The organism is Synechococcus sp. M16CYN (assembly GCF_040371545.1).
Classification (GTDB): domain Bacteria; phylum Cyanobacteriota; class Cyanobacteriia; order PCC-6307; family Cyanobiaceae; genus Parasynechococcus.
Map to the genome: position 1 here is coordinate 255427 of NZ_AP029048.1, position 18976 is coordinate 274402.

At 49.6% G+C, this 18976-nt stretch carries 16 protein-coding genes; 11 read left to right on the forward strand and 5 right to left on the reverse strand.

Translation table 11 applies throughout. The features are described 5' to 3' along the window. Positions 1 to 281: 281 nt before the first annotated feature. Positions 282 to 494, reverse strand: coding sequence for a hypothetical protein (locus tag ABWV55_RS01135; protein ID WP_353292814.1), 213 nt, complete (start codon positions 492 to 494; stop codon positions 282 to 284). Between ABWV55_RS01135 and dnaN the strand changes: the two genes are divergently transcribed. The 4 genes from dnaN (at position 414) to purF (ending at position 6320) form a co-directional block, all read left to right on the forward strand. After that, entirely contained in the window at positions 414 to 1571 is a 1158-nt protein-coding gene (gene dnaN, locus ABWV55_RS01140) for a DNA polymerase III subunit beta (RefSeq protein WP_353291938.1), read from the forward strand. The genes ABWV55_RS01135 and dnaN overlap by 81 nt on opposite strands. Position 1572: 1 nt before the next feature. Next, a complete protein-coding gene (locus ABWV55_RS01145; RefSeq protein ID WP_353291939.1) occupies positions 1573 to 2298 on the forward strand; it encodes an RNA methyltransferase in 726 nt (241 codons plus the stop codon). Positions 2299 to 2368: 70 nt separating this feature from the next. After that, positions 2369 to 4723 (forward strand): phosphoribosylformylglycinamidine synthase subunit PurL, encoded by a 2355-nt coding sequence (purL, locus tag ABWV55_RS01150; protein WP_353292786.1) that lies wholly within the window; start codon positions 2369 to 2371, stop codon positions 4721 to 4723. A 139-nt stretch (positions 4724 to 4862) separates the two neighbouring features. Then, positions 4863 to 6320, forward strand: a complete 1458-nt coding sequence (gene purF / locus ABWV55_RS01155; RefSeq protein ID WP_353291940.1) for an amidophosphoribosyltransferase — start codon at positions 4863 to 4865, stop codon at positions 6318 to 6320. A gap of 32 nt (positions 6321 to 6352) precedes the next feature. Here the strand turns inward: purF and ABWV55_RS01160 are convergent, their stop codons facing one another. From ABWV55_RS01160 to queG, 3 genes are read right to left on the reverse strand one after another with little or no spacing between them, the layout of a single operon-like run. After that, the gene (locus ABWV55_RS01160) at positions 6353 to 8818 is read right to left on the reverse strand and encodes a DNA topoisomerase (ATP-hydrolyzing) (protein ID WP_353292787.1); all 2466 of its coding nucleotides are present in this window, start codon (positions 8816 to 8818) and stop codon (positions 6353 to 6355) included. A gap of 44 nt (positions 8819 to 8862) precedes the next feature. After that, on the reverse strand, positions 8863 to 9744 hold the full coding sequence (locus ABWV55_RS01165) for a tetratricopeptide repeat protein (protein ID WP_353292788.1): 882 nt from the start codon (positions 9742 to 9744) through the stop codon (positions 8863 to 8865). 19 nt (positions 9745 to 9763) lie between these two features. Then, entirely contained in the window at positions 9764 to 10729 is a 966-nt protein-coding gene (gene queG / locus ABWV55_RS01170; protein ID WP_353291941.1) for a tRNA epoxyqueuosine(34) reductase QueG, read from the reverse strand. A 36-nt stretch (positions 10730 to 10765) separates the two neighbouring features. On the opposite strand from queG, the gene ABWV55_RS01175 reads away from it, so the two are divergent. The 7 genes from ABWV55_RS01175 (at position 10766) to ABWV55_RS01205 (ending at position 17911) form a co-directional block, all read left to right on the forward strand. Continuing rightward, complete coding sequence (locus ABWV55_RS01175) at positions 10766 to 11416, forward strand: HpsJ family protein (RefSeq protein WP_353291942.1); 651 nt, start codon at positions 10766 to 10768, stop codon at positions 11414 to 11416. Between the two features lie 49 nt (positions 11417 to 11465). After that, complete coding sequence (locus ABWV55_RS01180) at positions 11466 to 12200, forward strand: DUF502 domain-containing protein (protein ID WP_353291943.1); 735 nt, start codon at positions 11466 to 11468, stop codon at positions 12198 to 12200. 3 nt (positions 12201 to 12203) lie between these two features. Then, positions 12204 to 12839 (forward strand): transcription antitermination factor NusB, encoded by a 636-nt coding sequence (gene nusB, locus ABWV55_RS01185; RefSeq protein WP_353291944.1) that lies wholly within the window; start codon positions 12204 to 12206, stop codon positions 12837 to 12839. Next, complete coding sequence (ftsY, locus tag ABWV55_RS01190) at positions 12839 to 14338, forward strand: signal recognition particle-docking protein FtsY (RefSeq protein WP_353291945.1); 1500 nt, start codon at positions 12839 to 12841, stop codon at positions 14336 to 14338. Before nusB ends, ftsY begins: the two co-directional genes overlap by 1 nt. Positions 14339 to 14411: 73 nt before the next feature. After that, positions 14412 to 15779, forward strand: a complete 1368-nt coding sequence (locus ABWV55_RS01195) for a GAF domain-containing SpoIIE family protein phosphatase (RefSeq protein WP_353292789.1) — start codon at positions 14412 to 14414, stop codon at positions 15777 to 15779. 54 nt (positions 15780 to 15833) lie between these two features. Further along, positions 15834 to 17252, forward strand: a complete 1419-nt coding sequence (gene argH / locus ABWV55_RS01200; protein WP_353291946.1) for an argininosuccinate lyase — start codon at positions 15834 to 15836, stop codon at positions 17250 to 17252. Positions 17253 to 17380: 128 nt separating this feature from the next. Next, complete coding sequence (locus ABWV55_RS01205; RefSeq protein WP_353292790.1) at positions 17381 to 17911, forward strand: RNA-binding protein; 531 nt, start codon at positions 17381 to 17383, stop codon at positions 17909 to 17911. A gap of 26 nt (positions 17912 to 17937) precedes the next feature. On the opposite strand, the gene dusA is transcribed toward ABWV55_RS01205, so the two are convergent. After that, positions 17938 to 18942, reverse strand: coding sequence for a tRNA dihydrouridine(20/20a) synthase DusA (gene dusA / locus ABWV55_RS01210; RefSeq protein WP_353291947.1), 1005 nt, complete (start codon positions 18940 to 18942; stop codon positions 17938 to 17940). Positions 18943 to 18976: the final 34 nt, after the last annotated feature.

An 18976-nucleotide genomic window follows, 5' to 3' on the forward strand; every position in this document is an offset into this window, starting at 1 on the left:
TCAGAGCCTCATTTGTTAATGTTTTAATGCCCTTTCTCCACAGACAGTCTACGAAGCGACTGCGGAATACACGCTAAAATCCTCCCAGTCAGCTGTGGAAATTTGCCATGAACTCCACAACTCGATCAACTCGGAAACTTCCACTTGCCGCAGAAAAACGAGAAGCAGCGATCTTTTCCACAACGTAGTTCTTTTATCCCAAAAAACAGAACTCACAAAAACCTAGTACCTGTCTAAAAAACGACCGTTTTTCCCCAATTCCCCAACCTCTACTACGACTACTAGTTAGTTTTTCTGTTCAAAACCCTATTAAAAAACAGCCGAAAAGTAATGAAAAGAACAAGGCCATTGCGCTTCTCACGTCGCTGTGAAACCTTGGAATACTTCTCCAGCACATTCAAGCCCGCAGCACGATGAAAGTGGTCTGTTCCCAGTCGGAACTGAATACGGCGCTTCAGTTGGTCAGTCGAGCTGTGGCGACGCGACCAATCCACCCAGTGCTCGCGAATGTGTTGTTAACCGCTGATGCAGGAAGCAACCGCCTGAGTCTCACAGGATTTGATCTTAGCCTGGGCATCCAAACGTCCCTCGCCGCTAGTGTTCAAATCAGCGGAGCTGTTACCCTACCTGCCCGTCTCTTAGGTGAGATTGTTTCTCGCCTCTCCAACGCCTCTCCAATCACGCTCGCTGCGGAGGCATCAGGTGAACAAGTGCAGTTGACAAGTCTTGGTGGTAACTACCAGATGCGAGGGCTTCCTGCAGATGACTATCCCGAGTTGCCGATGGTGGAAAGTGGGATGACTTTGAAATTGCATCCTTCTGGCCTGGTTCAGGCTTTAAAGGGGACATTGTTCGCTAGCAGTGCTGATGAAGCCAAACAGCTGCTCACCGGTGTGCATCTGCGGTTTAATGCCAGGGCTTTGGAGGCGGCAGCCACAGATGGCCATCGTCTTGCGGTCCTTCAGGTGGAGGATGCTCTGCAAGATGAAGCCGCTACCAATGACGAAACCTCAGAAGACTTTGCAGTCACACTGCCGGCCCGATCACTTCGGGAAGTAGAGCGATTGATGGCAGGATGGCGCTCGGATGATCCGGTGAGCCTATTTTACGATCGGGGCCAAGTGGTGTTTCTGGCTGCAAACCAAATGGTGACGAGCCGCACGTTGGAAGGCACTTACCCCGACTATGACCAACTCATTCCAAGTCAATTCAACCGTACCCTGGTGCTAGACCGTCGCGCCCTGGTAGCGGCACTCGAGCGCGTCGCTGTGCTTGCCGATCAGCATAACAACGTTGTGAAGTTCAGTAGTCAGCCAGAAGATGGTGTAGTGCAGATAAGCGCTGATGCTCAAGATGTAGGGAGTGGTTCTGAGTCGCTGCCAGCAAGCTTGGCTGGAGACGCTATTCAGATTGCGTTCAACGTGCGCTACCTTTTAGATGGATTAAAGGCCATGGGACCGAATCGAGTTGTTTTGCATTGCAATGCGCCTACTACCCCCGCGGTTTTCAAACCGGAAGAGTCAGAAAAAGCGTTTACTTATTTAGTAATGCCAATTCAAATCCGTTCTTAAGGTGGTTCTACCCAGTCAGCTTTTACTGAGCGATCTGCTGGGTCGCACTGTCCGTTGTGAGCTGGGTTTAGATCATGGTCCCGGGCTGATGGCATGGATGCATCCGCCAGTACATCGTTTACTCGGATGGGTAAGTCGACCTTCCGTTCTTCACATGTCTAGGGATGTTTGGCGATTAGACCAATGTCGTGGAATAACCGACCAGCAGGTTTTTGTTCGGGGTAAACCCGCTGTATCTGATCAGAATATATTGGATCGCTTACCTACACTGATAGGTGGAGATTTGATCAACCGAGATGGTAAGCGAATCGGCTTGCTGGTTGATCTGGCTTATGAATCATCCACAGGAACAATTCTTCACTACCTGGTCTCACGTAGTGATCCCCGCTTACCGGGGCATTCTCTTTGGCGGTTGCTGCCAGACCGGATCACAGAGCAACATTCTGGCTACGTGATGATTGGTTCAAGAACGCTAGACGACTTGCCACTGGTGCGCTCGAGTATACGCCAGAGCCTATTACAACGCACGCAGCGTTGGCGAGATCAGTTGCAGGAAATAGGCAGTCGTGCGAGTGATCGCTTAGAGGGTTGGATGGAAGAGTCTCTGTGGAATGAATCTCGATCAAAACAACCTTTTGAATTAAACAAGCTAAGCAAGGAAGCTTCTGTAGAGGAGATCTGGGATAGTGACATCTGGTCAGAATCGCCCTCTCAGCGCCGTAGCTAGCTATCGAGATGGGGACCCTTTGGAATAACAAACTTTTGGTAACACTGGGGAAAAGGTTTTTTTGGTTGTCATGGTGTTTTCCTCTGCATACGACGTTTCCACTGCACTCAAACAGGAAGGTCTGAAACCCAGCTATTGGGATGAAATTTGTCGACGACTCGGGCGTCAACCTAACCGCGTTGAATTGGGTATGTTCGGTGTGATGTGGTCAGAACATTGCTGTTATCGTAATTCGCGGCCGCTTCTCAATGGATTTCCTACAGAAGGTTCAAGGGTTTTGGTTGGCCCCGGCGAAAACGCAGGGGTTTTAGACCTTGGTGAAGGGCGTCACCTTGCTTTCAAAATCGAAAGCCACAACCACCCATCCGCAATAGAACCATTTCAAGGTGCTGCCACTGGTGTTGGTGGCATTCTTCGCGACATCTTCACGATGGGTGCTAGGCCAATCGCATTGTTGAATGCTTTGCGTTTCGGGCCGCTTGAAGAAAGCGCAAATGTTGGTCTAATGGAAGGCGTCGTGGCCGGCATTGCCCATTACGGCAACTGTGTGGGCGTTCCTATCGTGGGTGGTGAGGTGGGTTTTGACCCCTCATATTCAAGCAATCCTCTGGTTAATGCCATGGCTTTGGGCTTGATGGAGACCGAAGAGATTGTCAAATCGGGTGCCATTGGAGTGGGCAATCCTATGGTTTATGTGGGCAGCACAACGGGTCGAGATGGCATGGGTGGTGCCAGTTTCGCCAGTTTTGGGTTAAGTACAAATTCGCTGGATGACCGACCAGCGGTTCAGGTAGGTGATCCTTTTCTGGAGAAGGGCTTGATTGAAGCCTGTCTTGAAGCCTTCGCTAACGGGGATGTATTGGCAGCGCAGGACATGGGTGCCGCAGGTTTAACTTGCAGTTGCTCGGAGATGGCCGCCAAGGGCGGATTGGGGGTGGAGCTGGATTTAGATCGTGTCCCTGCCCGCGAATCAGGTATGACCGCTTACGAGTTTTTGTTGTCTGAGTCTCAGGAACGAATGTTGTTTGTGGTGAAGGCTGGCAAGGAAGACGTTCTGATGGCTCGTTTTCGTCGCTGGGGTCTTCAAGCCGCGGTAGTGGGACGTGTGTTGGAAGAACCGGTAGTGCGTGTTCTTCACCATGGTGAAATTGCAGCAGAGATCCCTGCAGCAGCCCTTACTGATGACACACCGATCGAGCATCATGAGCTGCTCAAGGAGCCTCCCAGAGACCTGCAGATGCTCTGGAGCTGGACCGAAAACCAGGTTGCCCTACCCGCCGCTGTTGACCACGACTGGAATGCTGCGCTGCTCAAGCTTCTCGATAATCCCACTGTTGCCAGTAAGCGCTGGGTGTATCGCCAGTACGACCAACAAGTTCTTGCTAACACTATTCTATCTTCGGGTGACGCGGATGCTGCTGTAATTCGACTGCGTCCCCAACAGGGCAAAGGATGCTTTAATCCTACTCAAAAGGGTGTTGCCGCAACCGTAGATTGTCCTAATCGTTGGGTAGCCCTCGATCCCGAAAGGGGGGCGATTGCGGCCGTAGCTGAAGCTGCTCGCAACCTGAGCTGCGTCGGAGCCAATCCGCTCGCCATTACAAACAACCTCAATTTTTCATCTCCGGAAACTTCCGAGGGCTACTGGCAATTAGCCATGGCTTGCCGTGGAATCACAGAAGCCTGCAGGGAGCTCGAGGTGCCAGTGACTGGTGGCAATGTTTCGCTCTACAACGAGACCCGTCAGAGCGAGAGCGGTGTGCAGCCGATTCATCCCACACCTGTGATCGGCATGGTCGGTCTTGTCGATGATATTTCCTCCGTGACTGGTTTAGGATGGCGTCGAGCTCAGGACGTTGTTTTTTTGCTCGGTGTTCCCCCAGATGATGGGAACCATGAATCTCTTGGGCTAGCCGGTAGCGCTTATCAGCAAGTTTCAACTGGTATTTCTGCAGGCCGGCCTCCAAAGCTCGACCTCAAGCTCGAAGCTAGGGTCAGCGGTTTAGTAAGAAAATCCATTGCTAGGGGCATTTTGGCATCGGCCCATGATTGCAGTGATGGTGGATTAGCTGTAACTCTCGCTGAATCCAGTATTGCATCAGATCTAGGAGTCGATATCAATCTCAAGATTAATAATGTTCGATTAGATCGTGCACTTTTTGCTGAAGGGGGAAGTCGTATTATTGTTTCAGTTAAAGTTGAGTATCTGCGTGAATGGTATGATTTGACTAATGAACTTGTGAATGTTCCAGTTACACGAATTGGTACCGTTACAGATTGCAAATATTTAATGATTAGATCGGACGATAATCTAATCGTTCGACTTGATATCTTATGTTTGCATAACTCTTATAATAATTCGATTTCTCGGCGAATCGACTGTTGTTGTTCCAAATCTTCATCGGACTCTGATATTTCAGAATAGCAGTTGCCTATCTTTGATAAGGTTGGTAATTCTCGCTTATTTTGCTCATGTATTTATTTAATTTTTACGATGCAATTGACAGATTACGCTGGTATCTATAAGCGTTTCCTGAGTTTCGTTTTTTCTTGGAGGTTTAAGTATGTGTGGAATTATTGGAATATCTTGTGTCGATTCGGTCAACCAGCAGATCTATGATGATTTACTACTGTTGCAACATCGTGGCCAGGATTCCGCGGGAATTGTGACGATGGATAACTATACCTTTCACCTTCATAAAGCAAGAGGAAGTGTTCGAGAAGCTTTCCGTACAAGAGATATGAGAAAGCTTTTTGGTAATGTAGGGATTGGACATGTACGTTATGCAACACGAGGCGCTGCTGCATCTGATGAAGAAGTTCAACCGTTCTATGTTAACGCTCCTTATGGAATTACATTTGTTCATAATGGGAATTTAACTAACACTCATCAGCTAGAGCAGGATTTATTCAAAGTTGATCGGAGGCATACAAACTCTTCTAGCGACACCGAGATGCTTTTAAATGTCCTAGCAACTGAAATTCAGTCGTGTTTAACAGGTAAGGACCTTTCCCCTGATCAGCTCTTTGATGCCGTTGGTTTATTGCATCAACGTGTCCAGGGCTCTTATGCTGCGATAGCACTTATTGCTGGTCACGGCTTGCTTGCTTTTCGAGATCCTTGTGGCATCCGTCCCTTAATTTTGGGTCAAAGGAAATCGGAAAAAGGACGTGATGAATGGATTGTAGCAAGTGAATCTTTAGTTCTCGAAAATAGTGGTTATCAAATTGTCAGAGATGTAAATCCTGGCGAGGCAATATTTATTGATAATGATGCAAATTTATATCAGCGTCAATGTTCAAAAAATTCGAAGCTTATTCCTTGCGCTTTTGAATATGTCTATTTAGCTAGACCTGATTCTGTAATGAACGGAATATCTGTTTATGGATCACGTTTACGCATGGGGGATTTACTCGCAAAAACTATTATTCAATCGCTTCCAAAGGGAGATATTGATGTTGTGATGCCAATCCCTGACTCAGCCAGACCTTCTGCAATGCAGGTAGCAAAAAAACTTGGAATTGAATATCGAGAGGGTTTTTATAAAAATCGTTATGTTGGTCGAACTTTTATTATGCCAGGTCAAGCTGAAAGAAAAAAATCTGTACGTCAAAAATTGAATGTCTTAGGAACTGAATTCCTTGGTAAAAATGTTCTTATCGTTGATGATTCTATTGTTCGAGGTACGACATCGAAGGAAATTGTTCAAATGGCTCGTCTTGCGGGCGCCAATAAGGTAACATTTACATCTGCTGCACCGCCTGTTCGATATCCTAATGTTTACGGAATTAATATGCCTACTAGAACTGAACTGTTAGCCCACGGACGTACGGTTGATGAAATTGCCGATCTTCTCGCGGCTGATCATGTCGTTTATCAAACAAGAGAGGATTTAAAGAAGTCAATCATTAAAGATTCTGATATCAAGGATCTTGAAATGTCGTGTTTTGACGGTAGGTATATTAGTGGTGATATTGATGAAGATTATTTTATTTGGTTAGAAAAACACTGTAACTCTTAAGGTTTGAATTATAAGCATTAGCCGGCATTATTTTATATCGATTCAATTGTATTTAAAAGGTTGATAATTTTTTCATTTTTATGAAGTTTTAGTTGGTCGCTAAAATAGTTTCCTGGTTTTGACTCAGTCAGCGACATAGAATTGATTCGACCGTGACGCTGCTCACTACTCACCACATTAACTAAGTTACCTGCTTCAGCAATTCCGACCACTCGATCTTTATCGTCATTCAGTAATACAGCAATTGATCCAAGATCTCCCCGTTGAGACAGGCGCTGGGGGCTGAGAGTAATGCGACTGATCCTTCCTTCTCTACTGATTACTACAAACGTTGATTCTATTAATATCAGTGCGCCTACTAAATGTTCATCGGGTAGCAGTCGCATTGTCATTGGACCCTGTGCTAGGCGACCCATCAGTGGAAGTGTGGCTTCGTTAATTGGCAAACGTAGAGCTCGACCGATGTCGCTAATGAGTAACAGGTCCTGATGTTCATGACAGATCATTGCACTTTTCAGCTGAACACCATCTTTCAGTTTCACCACGCTGGTCGCACGTCCAGAAAGATCCAGGACCTCCGTGAGTGGTAACCGTTTGAATCGACCATCACTGCTTAACAATCCCAGACTAAGACCACTGCTGTCTTGATTTGGCAAAGGAGTGATTGCCACCACCGAATCTCTTTCTAAACCGCTGGGAAGGAATCGTTTAAGTGCCCCCGGTTGCTGACCGGCAAATTCCCAGCGCACCAAAGCAACGCGGCCATTGGCACTGATGGCCAAGAGTCGCGGAGAAGGTTCTATAGGAAGGATAATCCGAGCCGGTGAAGGTGCGTTGCCTACCGGGCAAGGATCACTGAGGCGAAGACGGCCGAGCACTTGCGGTGTTACGATTCTCACCTGCCCGTCTGCTTGAATCAAAAGGCGACCATCGCCGGGTAAGGCAGCCAAAGCCTGTTGCCGCAATGCTTCTGTGTTAGGACGTTGGTTGGCTGCCTGTTCTGCCATCAATGCATCACCTCCCTCAATTAGGCGAGTGCGACGTGGTGTAGTAAAGCGTTTTTGAAGCGTTCTCAGTTCCCTGACCATGGTGTCAAGTAACTGATCGCGGTTCTCGAGCAGCAGTTTGAAATGCTCTTGTTTTCCCCTGAGGCTATTGAGCTCTTTGCGTAAGTCTTCCCGTTCTAGCCCCGTCAACCGCCGGAGCGGCATTGCCAGGACAGCATCTGCTTGACTTTCGGTCAGTTCTAAGCGAACCATCAAATTTGCCCGAGCTGAGTTGGCATCATTGACTTCCTGAATCATTGCGACTACGGCTTGAAGGTTGTTCAGAGCCGTGATCAAACCATCAACTATCTTTAAACGACTCTCCGTTTTGCTTAGAAAGTGGCTGGTGCGCCGAATCAGGGTGAGTTCCCTGTATTCAAGGAAAATTTGAAGAAGCTGTCTTAGTGAAAGTTGCTGAGGTTGACCATTCACAAGGGCTAGCAAGATAGCGCCGAAATTGCTTTGTAATGCCGTCCGACGCTGTAGGTCTTTCAGCACCTTGTCAGGATCCGCATCACGACGAAGTTCCACAACAACCCGCATGCCATCACGGTCGCTTTCGTCTCGGACGTCTACGACGCCGCCGATTTTCCCACCATTGACCAACTCAGCTAGTTTTTCAATCCAACCAGCTTTGTTGAGTTGATATGGTAGTTCGGTAACAACAACAGCATTACGTTTGTGTCTTCCTTTGCCGAGTTGTATTTCTTCGGTATGGGCTACACCTCGCATAGGGATGCTGCCACGACCATAGAGATAGGTGTCCTGTAACCCTGAACTGAGTAGCACTTCTCCACCCGTTGGAAAGTCCGGGCCGGGTATCAATTGTAGAAGTTGTTCGTCGCTAAGATCAGGTTTGTGAATTAGAGCGATGAGACCTTCTACCACTTCACTCAAATTGTGTGGTGGAATGCTCGTCGCCATGCCAACGGCGATGCCCGAACAGCCATTCAACAATAAAAATGGGAGTTGTGCTGGAATTACCGTCGGCTCTTGTTGAGACCCATCGAAATTGGATATGAATTCGACAGTATTGTCGCTTATTTCCTCAAGAAGAGCGTGGTGCGCTATCGGAGTCAAGCGTGTTTCGGTGTATCGCATAGCAGCCGGTGGATCATCATCGACAGATCCGAAGTTGCCATGACCATCTAGTAAAGGATGACGGCTAGTGAAGGTTTGAACAAGTCGAACAAGGGCATCATAGACTGCCTGATCGCCGTGGGGATGGTATTTCCCCAACACGTCGCCCACCACACGGGCGCATTTCCTATACGGCCGATCAGGAGTTAGCCCCAACTCCTGCATGGCGTAAAGAATACGTCGTTGCACCGGTTTTAGACCATCGCGAGCATCGGGTAAGGCCCGACCTACGATGACGCTCATAGCGTACTCTAAGTAAGAGCGCTGCATCTCTTGATGCAGCGCAGTCGGTTGAATGCGCTCTTCAGCCATCCTGTCCACAGATATTGGAACGGAGGCTGATCGACTCACAGATGTCACTGACGTTTTTGCCAAGTGGCATTTGCCTGAGCCCGTTCGACGCTGCTAGCGAGTGCTGCTTCACGCAACAAGTTTGCGGTGGCTTGACGCACATGGAAACCCCAGAGCTGTTCTTCTTGATGCAATGGCAACACGTAATTGGGATTTTTGGATAATGCTTCTTTAGCTAGCGCCAGAGCTTCGTTCTGTTGGCCTTTTTGATTAAGAGCCGCGGCTAAGGCAAGCATGGGCTCAGCGTTGTTTTCAATCCTGAGGACCTTGCGCCAGCGTCGGATCGCCTCGTTGTACTGTCTTAGTTCAAATAAAACAAGTGCTTGATTATTAAGAGCTTCCCAAAATCTGGGTCTGAGTTTGGTGGCTTTCTCGAAAGATTGCAAAGCTTGTATAAGCTTATTCTGCATGATCCAGGCATTGCCTAAATCAAAGTAGGCTGCTGGATTATTAGAGTCCAGTTGCAAACCACGTTGGATGAGAGGAATAGCTGCTTCTGATTGTTTTGCTCGCAGCGCGATAGCGGCTTCAGCAAACCAAAGCCCGGCATTATTTGGGTTGATTGTTTTTGCTTTTATGAGTGATTGGCTCGCATTCTTAAGTCGGTTGTTACGAAGTTGTGCTTCAGCAAGAACAGTCCATAAACGTTCATCATTTGGATTTAGGCGAACAGCCAGGGCGGCCAACTGTGCAGCCTTTTTTGGTTGACCCATTTGCAACAGTTGAGCCGCGGTCCGCCCGATCCCGATAGATGATTTAGCAAGTTCTTCTTCTGTCGGTAAGTAGACATAGGGCACCAAGGCCTGGGCTGGAGAAATGAGGCAAAAGGTGCTGAGACTGATCAGTGTTGCGGTTAGACTTCGTTTAAGTTCGATTCCTCGAAACACGTTTGCTGCTAAATGTTTTTCAAAGCGTAGGGGTTTGATCAAGTTGTGCTGTAGCAGCATTTCTTCGCCACATCCAGGGTTTGATTCGCCGTAAGGTTGATCCACGCAACTTTTGATTCCAGGTTGCGTCGTCCCAGCGCTGAATGTTTTGATTGCTCGCATTCAGAAGCCACGGTCGTGGTTGCATGTCCGAATCGTTGCTGCAGGGCAAGTTACCGTGATTCCATGGACAGACGTCTTGGCAGATATCACAGCCGGCGATCCAAGGCCCAAGAGCTGTTCTAATTTCATCCGGAAGCTCTGGATCTCGGTTTTCGATGGTGTGGAATGCCAAGCATCGTTTGGCATCAACTACAAACGGTTCGCGAATAGCGCCGGTAGGACATGCATCTATACAGGCGGTGCAACGCCCGCAGAGACTTCGGGCTGGCGCATCTGCTTGAAGTGGCTCCGTCGTTAATAAATGGCCAATCACCATCCATGAGCCCCGACGCGGATGGATCACGTTACTGTGCTTCCCGATCCATCCTAGTCCGGCTTCCTCAGCCCAGGCTTTATCCAGCAATGGCGAGGAGTCCACGCAAACGCGCCATTGGCATCCCGGTTGCTGTGTGGATAACCAACGGCCAACTCGTCGAAGGCGTTTACTAACGACACGATGGTAGTCACGGCCCCAGCCGTAGCGGGCTACTTTTAAGGCTCTTGGATGTCTCTGAGTAGAAACATAATAATTCAAACCTACTGCCAACAGACTTCGTGCACCATCTAGCAGGAGAGAAGCGTCGTGACGGCGTGGCGCAGTCATCCATGCCATGCTGGCTTGATAGCCATGATCAAGCCAGCGTTGGAGTGCCTGCGTGCGCAGCTGCAACCGAGGACTCCCCGGTAATAGAGCAATGCCGACGGGATTGAAACCCTCCTCTAAAGCACGCTGTTTCAGAGCCTGACTCAGTTGCACTCTTTCATTTGAGTCTCGCCATGCCATCGACCGTAAGGTTGGAATTCGATTTCGTATCTTTACGTGACGACGGCAACCGAAACGGGACGCCTGGCCTCGCTGCTTCGTTGGCTTGGACTAACGATGATTCTCGTTCTTTTGCTACAGATGATTGCGGTACTAGTTGGTGTTGACTGGTCCGCAGGTGCCGCTCGCCCCCAAATCACCAGACCTTTAGTAGCTTTGGCGCCACTAGGTTTCATTGGCCTACTAACCTGCCTGATTGGGTCACGACTTGAGACTCTGCAGCAGAGGACAACCCCTCTACGGGTTTTGGTTTGTGTTCTTTCAACTCTGCTGGCAATTGGCATGTTGGTGACTGTTCCAATGCCTTCGCATAAAGACACTGGTGAGGCTTCAAACGCCCAAAATCTAGAGCAAGGTCGTGCAGCAGTAAAGGATGCCCGGGCTTTTCGTAAAGATCCTAAAAAGGTTGCCCTTTTGGGTGAGCAGCTTGCTCAGGCTGGTCAGTTGACAGTTGAAGCCACTGCCGAAGACAAGCAGCGTGCTGCAGAAACGATGATTGATGAGCAGATCGCCCAAATGGAAGCTCAAATCACTCAAGTGGAATCTCAGCAAACTCGCGAATACCGTCAGAGATTGATTGGTGTTACGACTACTGCAATTGTTCTGGCGATTGCTTTTGTACTGCTCGCACTCACGGCAGTGATCTGATTGCTGGTTAGGTTGGACAGCATTCCTCGACTCTGGGCGCAGAAGCTCCTTGGCTCAGTCTAATTCCAGACCTGATCTGCCGCTAAGCGAAAGGCTTCAGCAAGATCTAAAAAATGACCTGATTGCAGGGTTGCTAGTGGTAATCCCATTGGCAACCACAATTTGGTTGTCCACGATCGTCAGTCGGTTTGTTCTGGCTTTTCTGACGTCAATCCCGAAGCAGTTCAACCCTTTCATCACCCTGAATCCGCTTCTTCAGGATCTAATTAACCTTACTCTTGGATTGACGGTCCCCTTAATGGGGATTCTGTTAATCGGCCTTATGGCTCGCAACATTGTTGGTCGATGGTTGCTCGAATTTGGCGAAGGAACACTTACCCGGATTCCGCTTGCAGGTTCTGTTTACAAAACACTTAAACAGCTGCTCGAAACTGTTTTGAGTGGAAATTCGGCTCGTTTTCGCCGTGTTGTTCTTGTCGAATATCCAAGAGAGGGTTTATTCAGCATCGGCTTTGTGACTGGCGAGGTTGGTCTATCGCTGCAGTCTGATTTAAAAACACCGTTATTGAGTGTGTTTATTCCTACAGCTCCCAATCCAACCACTGGTTGGTACACACTTGTTCCTGCTGACTCGGTTCGCAAACTCGATATCTCTGTTGAGGAAGCATTCCGCACAATCATTTCGGCTGGCATTGTTAACCCGGACGAAAAAGAAGCACCTGTGAATCGAAGTTTTTCGAGCCTTATAGCTCAGCTGCGGAATTCTACATCTCCTTCCAGCTAACGAATGGCCTCACGATCTCTTTCTCGCGAGCTAGCCTTACTAGCGCTTGGTCAAGTGTCAGAACAAAAGCAGTCTGCTGTGGCTGACCTGGCTATCGAAACCCTGCTTGAAAAGACCTTGGATAGCCTGACCTACCACTGGCGAGAAGCTCTTGACTCGTGCGCTATGGAGTTAGAACAGGCCCAGCAGAGCCTTCTGGACACCGAACTGCAGCGGGAGCGAGCGCCAACATCAACTATTGTATTCGATCATTTGCATTCCTCCCTCAAAGTGGCGGAACAGGTTTTGAACAGCCTTTCTGCAACATTGGAGCTTCCTCGACTTCTCCTTCTAGCCGATCAGGAACAGGTCCGTTCCGCAGCGGTAGAGCGAATTTGCCAAGTAATTCTGCAACGCAAGAGCATAGATGCAAAGCTAGATCACGTAATGGAAGGTTGGAGGCTGGCGCGTTTACCGCGCATCGATCGCGACATCCTTCGCCTTACTGTTGTCGACATACAGACCATGGGTACACCTACGCCAGTGGCTTTTAGCGAAGCTGTTGAGCTAGCAAATAGATACAGCGATGAACAGGGGCGTCGAATGATCAATGGTGTGTTGCGTCGTTTCCACAATGCTCGATCCATTGCTTCGGACTAATGGTATTCAACTGGTTCGATCGCCAGAATTCCTCTCCGGGGAAAACCACTCCAAAGGTGCCTTCTTCGCAGGAGTCATCACTAGCTTCGGCAGACGATTCTTCAACAGCTTCTGCATCGACGGTTGTTGATCTGCAACCCGCTAACAGTACCGCTCCAGTCGATCCGATCGCTTCTGGCTGTTCTTCAGAGACGACATTGTCTCAAGAAGAAGAGGATGAGGCTTTGGTTTGGGCACGTGAAGCTTATGCGTGTTTGAAAGCGCAGCAACAACAGGCCACCGCAGGTTCTCGACCAACAACTCCAGAGCAGAAGCCCAAGCCACCAGCCCCGAACTCATCAGCTAGTCCTTCATTGCTTGAACAGGCTGCAGCACAGCGTCAGCAGCGCCAACATGAGCAGGAAGTTAGGGCCCTCGAGGTTGATACAGAACCAACGCTGACGCACAAGGCCCCTGCAGCAACTACAGACCCCGTTAAGTTAACTCTTGGAGCATTTGATAGCAATTTTACCTGGTCCGCTGAAGTACTGGCAGCTCAAGGCCGTCGTGTTGATCAGATTTCACTAGAAGAAATCGATTGGCTTGGGCGTTTACGTCGTGGTCTAGAAAAAACCCGACGGGGCTTTGTTACTGGTTTACTGGAGAGCTTTGGCGATGATCCACTAACTCCGGCAGTACTTGAAGATCTTGAAACCCTTCTGCTTCGGGCTGACGCCGGCGTTCAGGCCACCGATCAGATGCTGAAAGCCTTGCGTCAGCGCATGAATGAGGAAATTGTCGATCCAATCGAGGGAATTCGCTTTCTTAAGAACCAACTGAGGGATCTACTAGATGCTCCCATTCAGGCCAGTGGGGTGTCTCTTTTAGCGCCGGAGCGAGACCACCTTAATATCTGGTTGATGGTTGGAGTGAACGGTGCTGGTAAAACCACGACACTTGGAAAACTGGCAAATCTGGCTGTGCGTAGTGGGTACTCAGCACTGATTGCAGCAGCGGACACGTTTCGCGCTGCAGCTGTTCAGCAGGTCCAAATATGGGGCGATCGCAGCGACGTCTCAGTAATCTCCAATTCCAGCAGCAATGCCGATCCAGCTGCTGTTGTGTTTGATGCTATAGGTTCAGCTCGGTCTCGCGGAATCGATTTACTGTTGGTGGACACGGCAGGGCGCCTACAGACTAAGCACAATTTGATGGAAGAACTTCAAAAAATTCGAAATATCATCGACCGTTTGGCTCCTAAGGCAAACGTTGAATCACTGTTGGTACTCGATGCCAGCCAAGGACAAAATGGTTTACGTCAAGCGATGGCTTTTGCTAGGGCGACCCGTTTGACTGGTGTCGTCATAACCAAGCTTGATAGTACGGCCCGTGGTGGTGTTGCCTTAGCAGTGTCATCGGAAGCGGGTTTACCTATCCGCTTTATTGGTGCTGGTGAAGGTATCCGTGATCTTCGGCCGTTTAACAGTTTTGAATTCGTTGAGGCTCTGCTAGCTAGATGATAAGTCATTGCCACGTTGCGTTTTCCAAGAGGGTGTAACGTTGAGCAGCAATCACCCCCGCTGCTTTTCCCCCATACCTCGGCGGAACAGGCCGTCCTCGTCTCGGGCGAGCACCTCCTTGCGCCAGCTGCTTGACAATCTAGATAACGACCAACGACGCAGCCAGGACCTCTTGGTTTCTCTCGTCTTTGCTCTACGCAATTTTACCAATTTGCATCGTTTCTTGGAGCTGGTGCCGGTCGTGGTGTCTCGATTAGTTGGCGTCGATGGCGCTCTAATTGTACCCTTTCAACCCGATGGACGAGTTTGGCGAGACCAGCTTCAGGCTGTTCCCGTCGAGCCCTCTCAAGATCTTTTTCGATGTCTGATTGGTTTCCAACCTGGTGAATCTGCTGGATTTGGAACGGACGATGACCAAGTGCTGGCCTTGGATCGACTAATTCAGTGTTGTCTTCCCAAAGCGGGACTGTTTGCCACATCTGTAGTCGTTCGTGGCCGATGCCGTGGCCGTCTTTATGTCTTTGATTTGTCATCGAGAATCGTTTGGACAGATGCGCACCGCCGTCATGCTCAATTAGTGGCAGATTTGGCAGGTGTAGCGATCGAGAATGATCAAATGTTTCGGGATGCCCGTCGCCATGAACGAGTCGACCGTCAGCTGAGTACTGGAGCCGAAATCCAAGCTCAACTACTGCCTGATCATTGTCCCATCATCAAGGGCGTGGATTTAGCGGCTCGCTGCCGTCCAGCCTTCCAAGTTGGTGGTGATTACTACGATTTTATTCCTATGCAACCCGAACTCATTGGCCGTCGGCGGGAGTGTGGTCGTTGGGCTCTGGTGATGGGCGATGTGATGGGCAAGGGCATTGCCGCTGGCCTCCTGATGACCATGCTTCGCGGTATGCTGCGAGCTGAGGTCCTCAGTGGATTACCGCCGGATCGCATTCTGCACGACCTCAACCAACTCGCTCAAGAAGATTTAGCGCAGTCTCGTCGATTTGTAACATTATTTTACTCGGACTTTGATCCTTTAACCTATCGTTTGCGTTATGCCAACGCGGCTCATAATCCACCTTTGCTCTGGTGTTATAAGCGCAAGAGCATCAGTAGATTAGACGCTGCTGGCTTGCTTATTGGTCTTCAACCGGAGGCCAATTACAGCCTTAGTGAAATTTATTTGGCTCCTGGTGATGTCCTTTTGTATTACACAGATGGTGTGACCGAAGCTTCTAGTCTTACGGGGGATCGCTTTGGTGAGGCTCGATTGATTCGCGCTCTGCGTAGGATCTGCCGCAGTGGAGGAAGATCCCAAGTGATTCTCGACACACTATTTGAACGTCTTGATCAATTTGTCGGCGCCAACCGACAACCAGAAGACGATGCCTCCATGGTCGTACTGAAAGTACCTGAAGCAATAGCGCTTTCAAATATGCTTGTTTAAAGGCCTTGAGGCAATCATACTTTCGCTTGATAATTTGATGGCACTCATAAACCGATGGCTGGTGAGGTCCAAGATAGCAGTACAAGCGTCTGGAGCAATCGCTTCAAGCAAAGTCTGCACCCTTTTATTGAGGTTTTTAACGCTTCAATTGGGTTTGATCTGACGTTGCTCCAAGAAGATTTAGATGGGTCGATTGCCCATGCACGGATGCTGGGCTCCTGCGGGGTGATCACTGCTCAGGAAGCCGAGCAGTTGGTTCAGGGTCTTGAGACGGTTCGGACTGAGGCTGATGCTGGGGTGTTTCAGCCCGGCCCAGCTGATGAAGACGTTCATTTCGCTGTCGAACGACGTTTAATTGCCCTGCTGGGACCGGTCGGTAAGAAGTTACACACGGGTCGAAGCCGCAATGATCAAGTTGGAACTGATCTGCGGTTGTGGTTAAGGAGGCGATTGGATGAATTGGAAGAGGATCTTCAACATTTGCAGCGAGCTCTTTTTTCTCAAGCTGATCAGCATCGACGCACAATGATTCCTGGGTACACCCACCTGCAACGCGCCCAGCCACTGTGTTTAGCTCATCATCTTTTGGCTTATATTGAGATGTTGGAACGGGATCGGATGCGACTGCGAGATGTGCGTCGTCGGGTAAACATCTGTCCCCTTGGTGCTGCTGCATTGGCTGGAACACCAGTACCAATTAATCGTCAGCAGACGGCTAGAGAGCTGGGTTTTGAAGCTATTTATACTAACAGTCTGGATGCGGTGAGCGATCGCGATTTTTGTGTGGAATTTTCAGCGGCTGCATCACTAGTTATGGCGCACCTAAGCCGGTTGGCCGAGGAAGTGATAACTTGGGCCTCAGAGGAGTTTAAGTTCATTCGTTTAAGCGACCGCTGTGCCACAGGAAGCAGCCTAATGCCGCAGAAGAAAAATCCTGATGTGCCCGAGTTGGTGCGGGGCAAATGCGGGCGTGTTTTTGGTCACCTCCAAGGCCTATTAACTATGATTAAGGGCCTTCCCTTGGCTTATAACAAAGATTTACAGGAAGATAAAGAAGCTCTTTTTGATGCATTTCGCACAACTCGTGATTGCACTAAAGCTATGGCTCTTTTATTTGAGGAAGGCCTCGAATTTCGCACACAAAATCTGAATGATGCTGTAGAACAAGACTTTTCAAACGCCACTGATGTGGCTGACTACCTTGTGGCGCGAGGAGTTCCCTTTCGTGAAGCTTATCACCTTGTTGGTGCTGTCGTTCGTCGATGCCTCGATGAGGGTTGCTTGCTCCGAGATTTAAGCTTGTCGACTTGGAAGGAGTTGCATCCAGCGTTTGAGGCTGACTTAAATGCGATGCTCGCTCCCCGGGCAGTAGTAGCTGCTCGTCGGAGTCAAGGAGGCACTGGATTTGATCGTGTGGACGAGCAGTTAGAACATTGGTTGCAGCATCTGAACGTAACGCAACCAGTGGGATGACCCATTTGCTCTACCGGGTCTACGCTTGTCAAGCCAGAGGTACGTCACTTCTTTACCGGAGTCGTGGCCCCCATGGCGATGTTCCAGGTCCCTTCAGTCCATTTTTTCGTACCCGGTCCACGCAGAACGTGAGCATTTTTGTTGGCAACCTTCCCTTCCGCGCTGAGCAGGAGGATGTGACTGAACTGTTTGCACAGTTTGGTGAAGTCGTGAGCTGTGCCCTTCCCCTTGAGCGTGATACGGGCCGCAAGCGTGGCTTCGCTTTTATTGAAATGTCTGATGAAACAACTGAAGAGGCTGCCATTGAAGGCCTACAGGGGGCTGAGTTGATGGGGCGTCCGCTTCGAATCAACAAAGCCGAACCCCGCGGCAGTGCACCGCGTCGGGGCGGTGGCTATAGCGGCGGTGGCTATAGCGGTGGCTATAGCGGCGGTGGCTATAGCGGCAGTGGCTATAGCGGCAGTGGCTATAGCGGCAGTGGCTATAGCGGCAGTGGCGATCGCCCTTCCGGCGCTCGTGGTTGGAAAGATCGCAGTTACGGCACTCGCAATGACGTTACTTCCCAGGGCAACGCTTACGACGAAGGACGTATCCGTCGTCGTCGTTCCTCTGGTGGCGGTAGCGACGAATTCTCTAACCACGACGGAGACGAAGGTTGATACCTCGCGCTGCCTTCTTCCTTCGTTTAGAGGCCGACGTCTTCCAGTTGCCGTTTGGCCTCTTCCAGGATGTTGAGATCAGCTCTTTTGTCCTGAGTTCGTTTGCTTAATTCACGGCGCCAGCGACGTGCGTCTCGAACACCTTTGACAAGATTGACAAGGTGTCGACATAAATCCCAAAGTCGCCCGCCTCGTTGCAAATGCAATGAGGCGTGGGGAACCAATCTCTCAACTACATTTGAAACCAGGATCCGTCGCGGTGCCTCTCCAAAAATCAGATGATCGACATCGACCCAACGCATGGGGTGGTTGTACACAGCTCGACCGACCATTGCACCATCGCATCCTTTGAGGGCTGATAAGCAGTCATCTGGTGTATTAAGACCACCGTTGAGCTCGATCACTAAATGAGGGCGTCGTTGTTTTAGAGCAATAATGCGGTTGTACTGAAGTGGAGGAACAGTTCGGTTCAGTCTAGGATTAAGACCTTTTAACCAAGCTTTGCGAGCATGAATCGTGAATCTGTGGGCACCGGCTGCAGCTACTTGGTCAACAAATGCAGTGAGTAGATTGTCGCTATCGAGATTGTCGATACCGATACGGTGTTTCACAGTGACCGGTAGCGAACCAGCTTTGACCATCGCCTCAACGCAACGGGCCACCAGTTCGGGTTTGGCCATCAAGCAAGCGCCAAAGTTACCTGTCTGCACCCTCTGGCTAGGGCAGCCTACATTCAGGTTGATTTCATCGTAACCCCAGTCCTGAGCAAGCCGAGCGGCATCAGCAAGTAAGGTAGGATCGTTTCCGCCAACCTGAAGAGCGATTGGCTTTTCAATATCATCAAAATCCAGTAGCCTGCTACGGTTGTCGGTGTGATGCAAGGCCTGGGCGACCACCATCTCCGAATAAAGCAATGCTCTGCTACTAATCTGTCGCATTAGTACGCGGAAGTGGCGGTCTGTACAATCGAGCATTGGTGCCACACTGAAACGGTAGGCAGCAATGGTGTCGCCTTGTCCAACTTTGTTCATGAATCAATTCAGAACCACTGGGATTTCTCTTTAA

What these genes read in the sequence shown, in the direction of transcription:
- queG (WP_353291941.1), bottom strand. Translation starts at nt 10,729, where the DNA reads ATGGCATGGCGAGACTCAAATGAAAGAGTGCAACTGAGTCAGGCTCTG.
- purL (WP_353292786.1), top strand. Translation starts at nt 2,369, where the DNA reads ATGGTGTTTTCCTCTGCATACGACGTTTCCACTGCACTCAAACAGGAA.
- nusB (WP_353291944.1), top strand. Translation starts at nt 12,204, where the DNA reads ATGGCCTCACGATCTCTTTCTCGCGAGCTAGCCTTACTAGCGCTTGGT.
- dnaN (WP_353291938.1), top strand. Translation starts at nt 414, where the DNA reads ATGAAAGTGGTCTGTTCCCAGTCGGAACTGAATACGGCGCTTCAGTTG.
- purF (WP_353291940.1), top strand. Translation starts at nt 4,863, where the DNA reads ATGTGTGGAATTATTGGAATATCTTGTGTCGATTCGGTCAACCAGCAG.
- dusA (WP_353291947.1), bottom strand. Translation starts at nt 18,942, where the DNA reads ATGAACAAAGTTGGACAAGGCGACACCATTGCTGCCTACCGTTTCAGT.
- argH (WP_353291946.1), top strand. Translation starts at nt 15,834, where the DNA reads ATGGCTGGTGAGGTCCAAGATAGCAGTACAAGCGTCTGGAGCAATCGC.
- ABWV55_RS01160 (WP_353292787.1), bottom strand. Translation starts at nt 8,818, where the DNA reads ATGGCTGAAGAGCGCATTCAACCGACTGCGCTGCATCAAGAGATGCAG.
- ftsY (WP_353291945.1), top strand. Translation starts at nt 12,839, where the DNA reads ATGGTATTCAACTGGTTCGATCGCCAGAATTCCTCTCCGGGGAAAACC.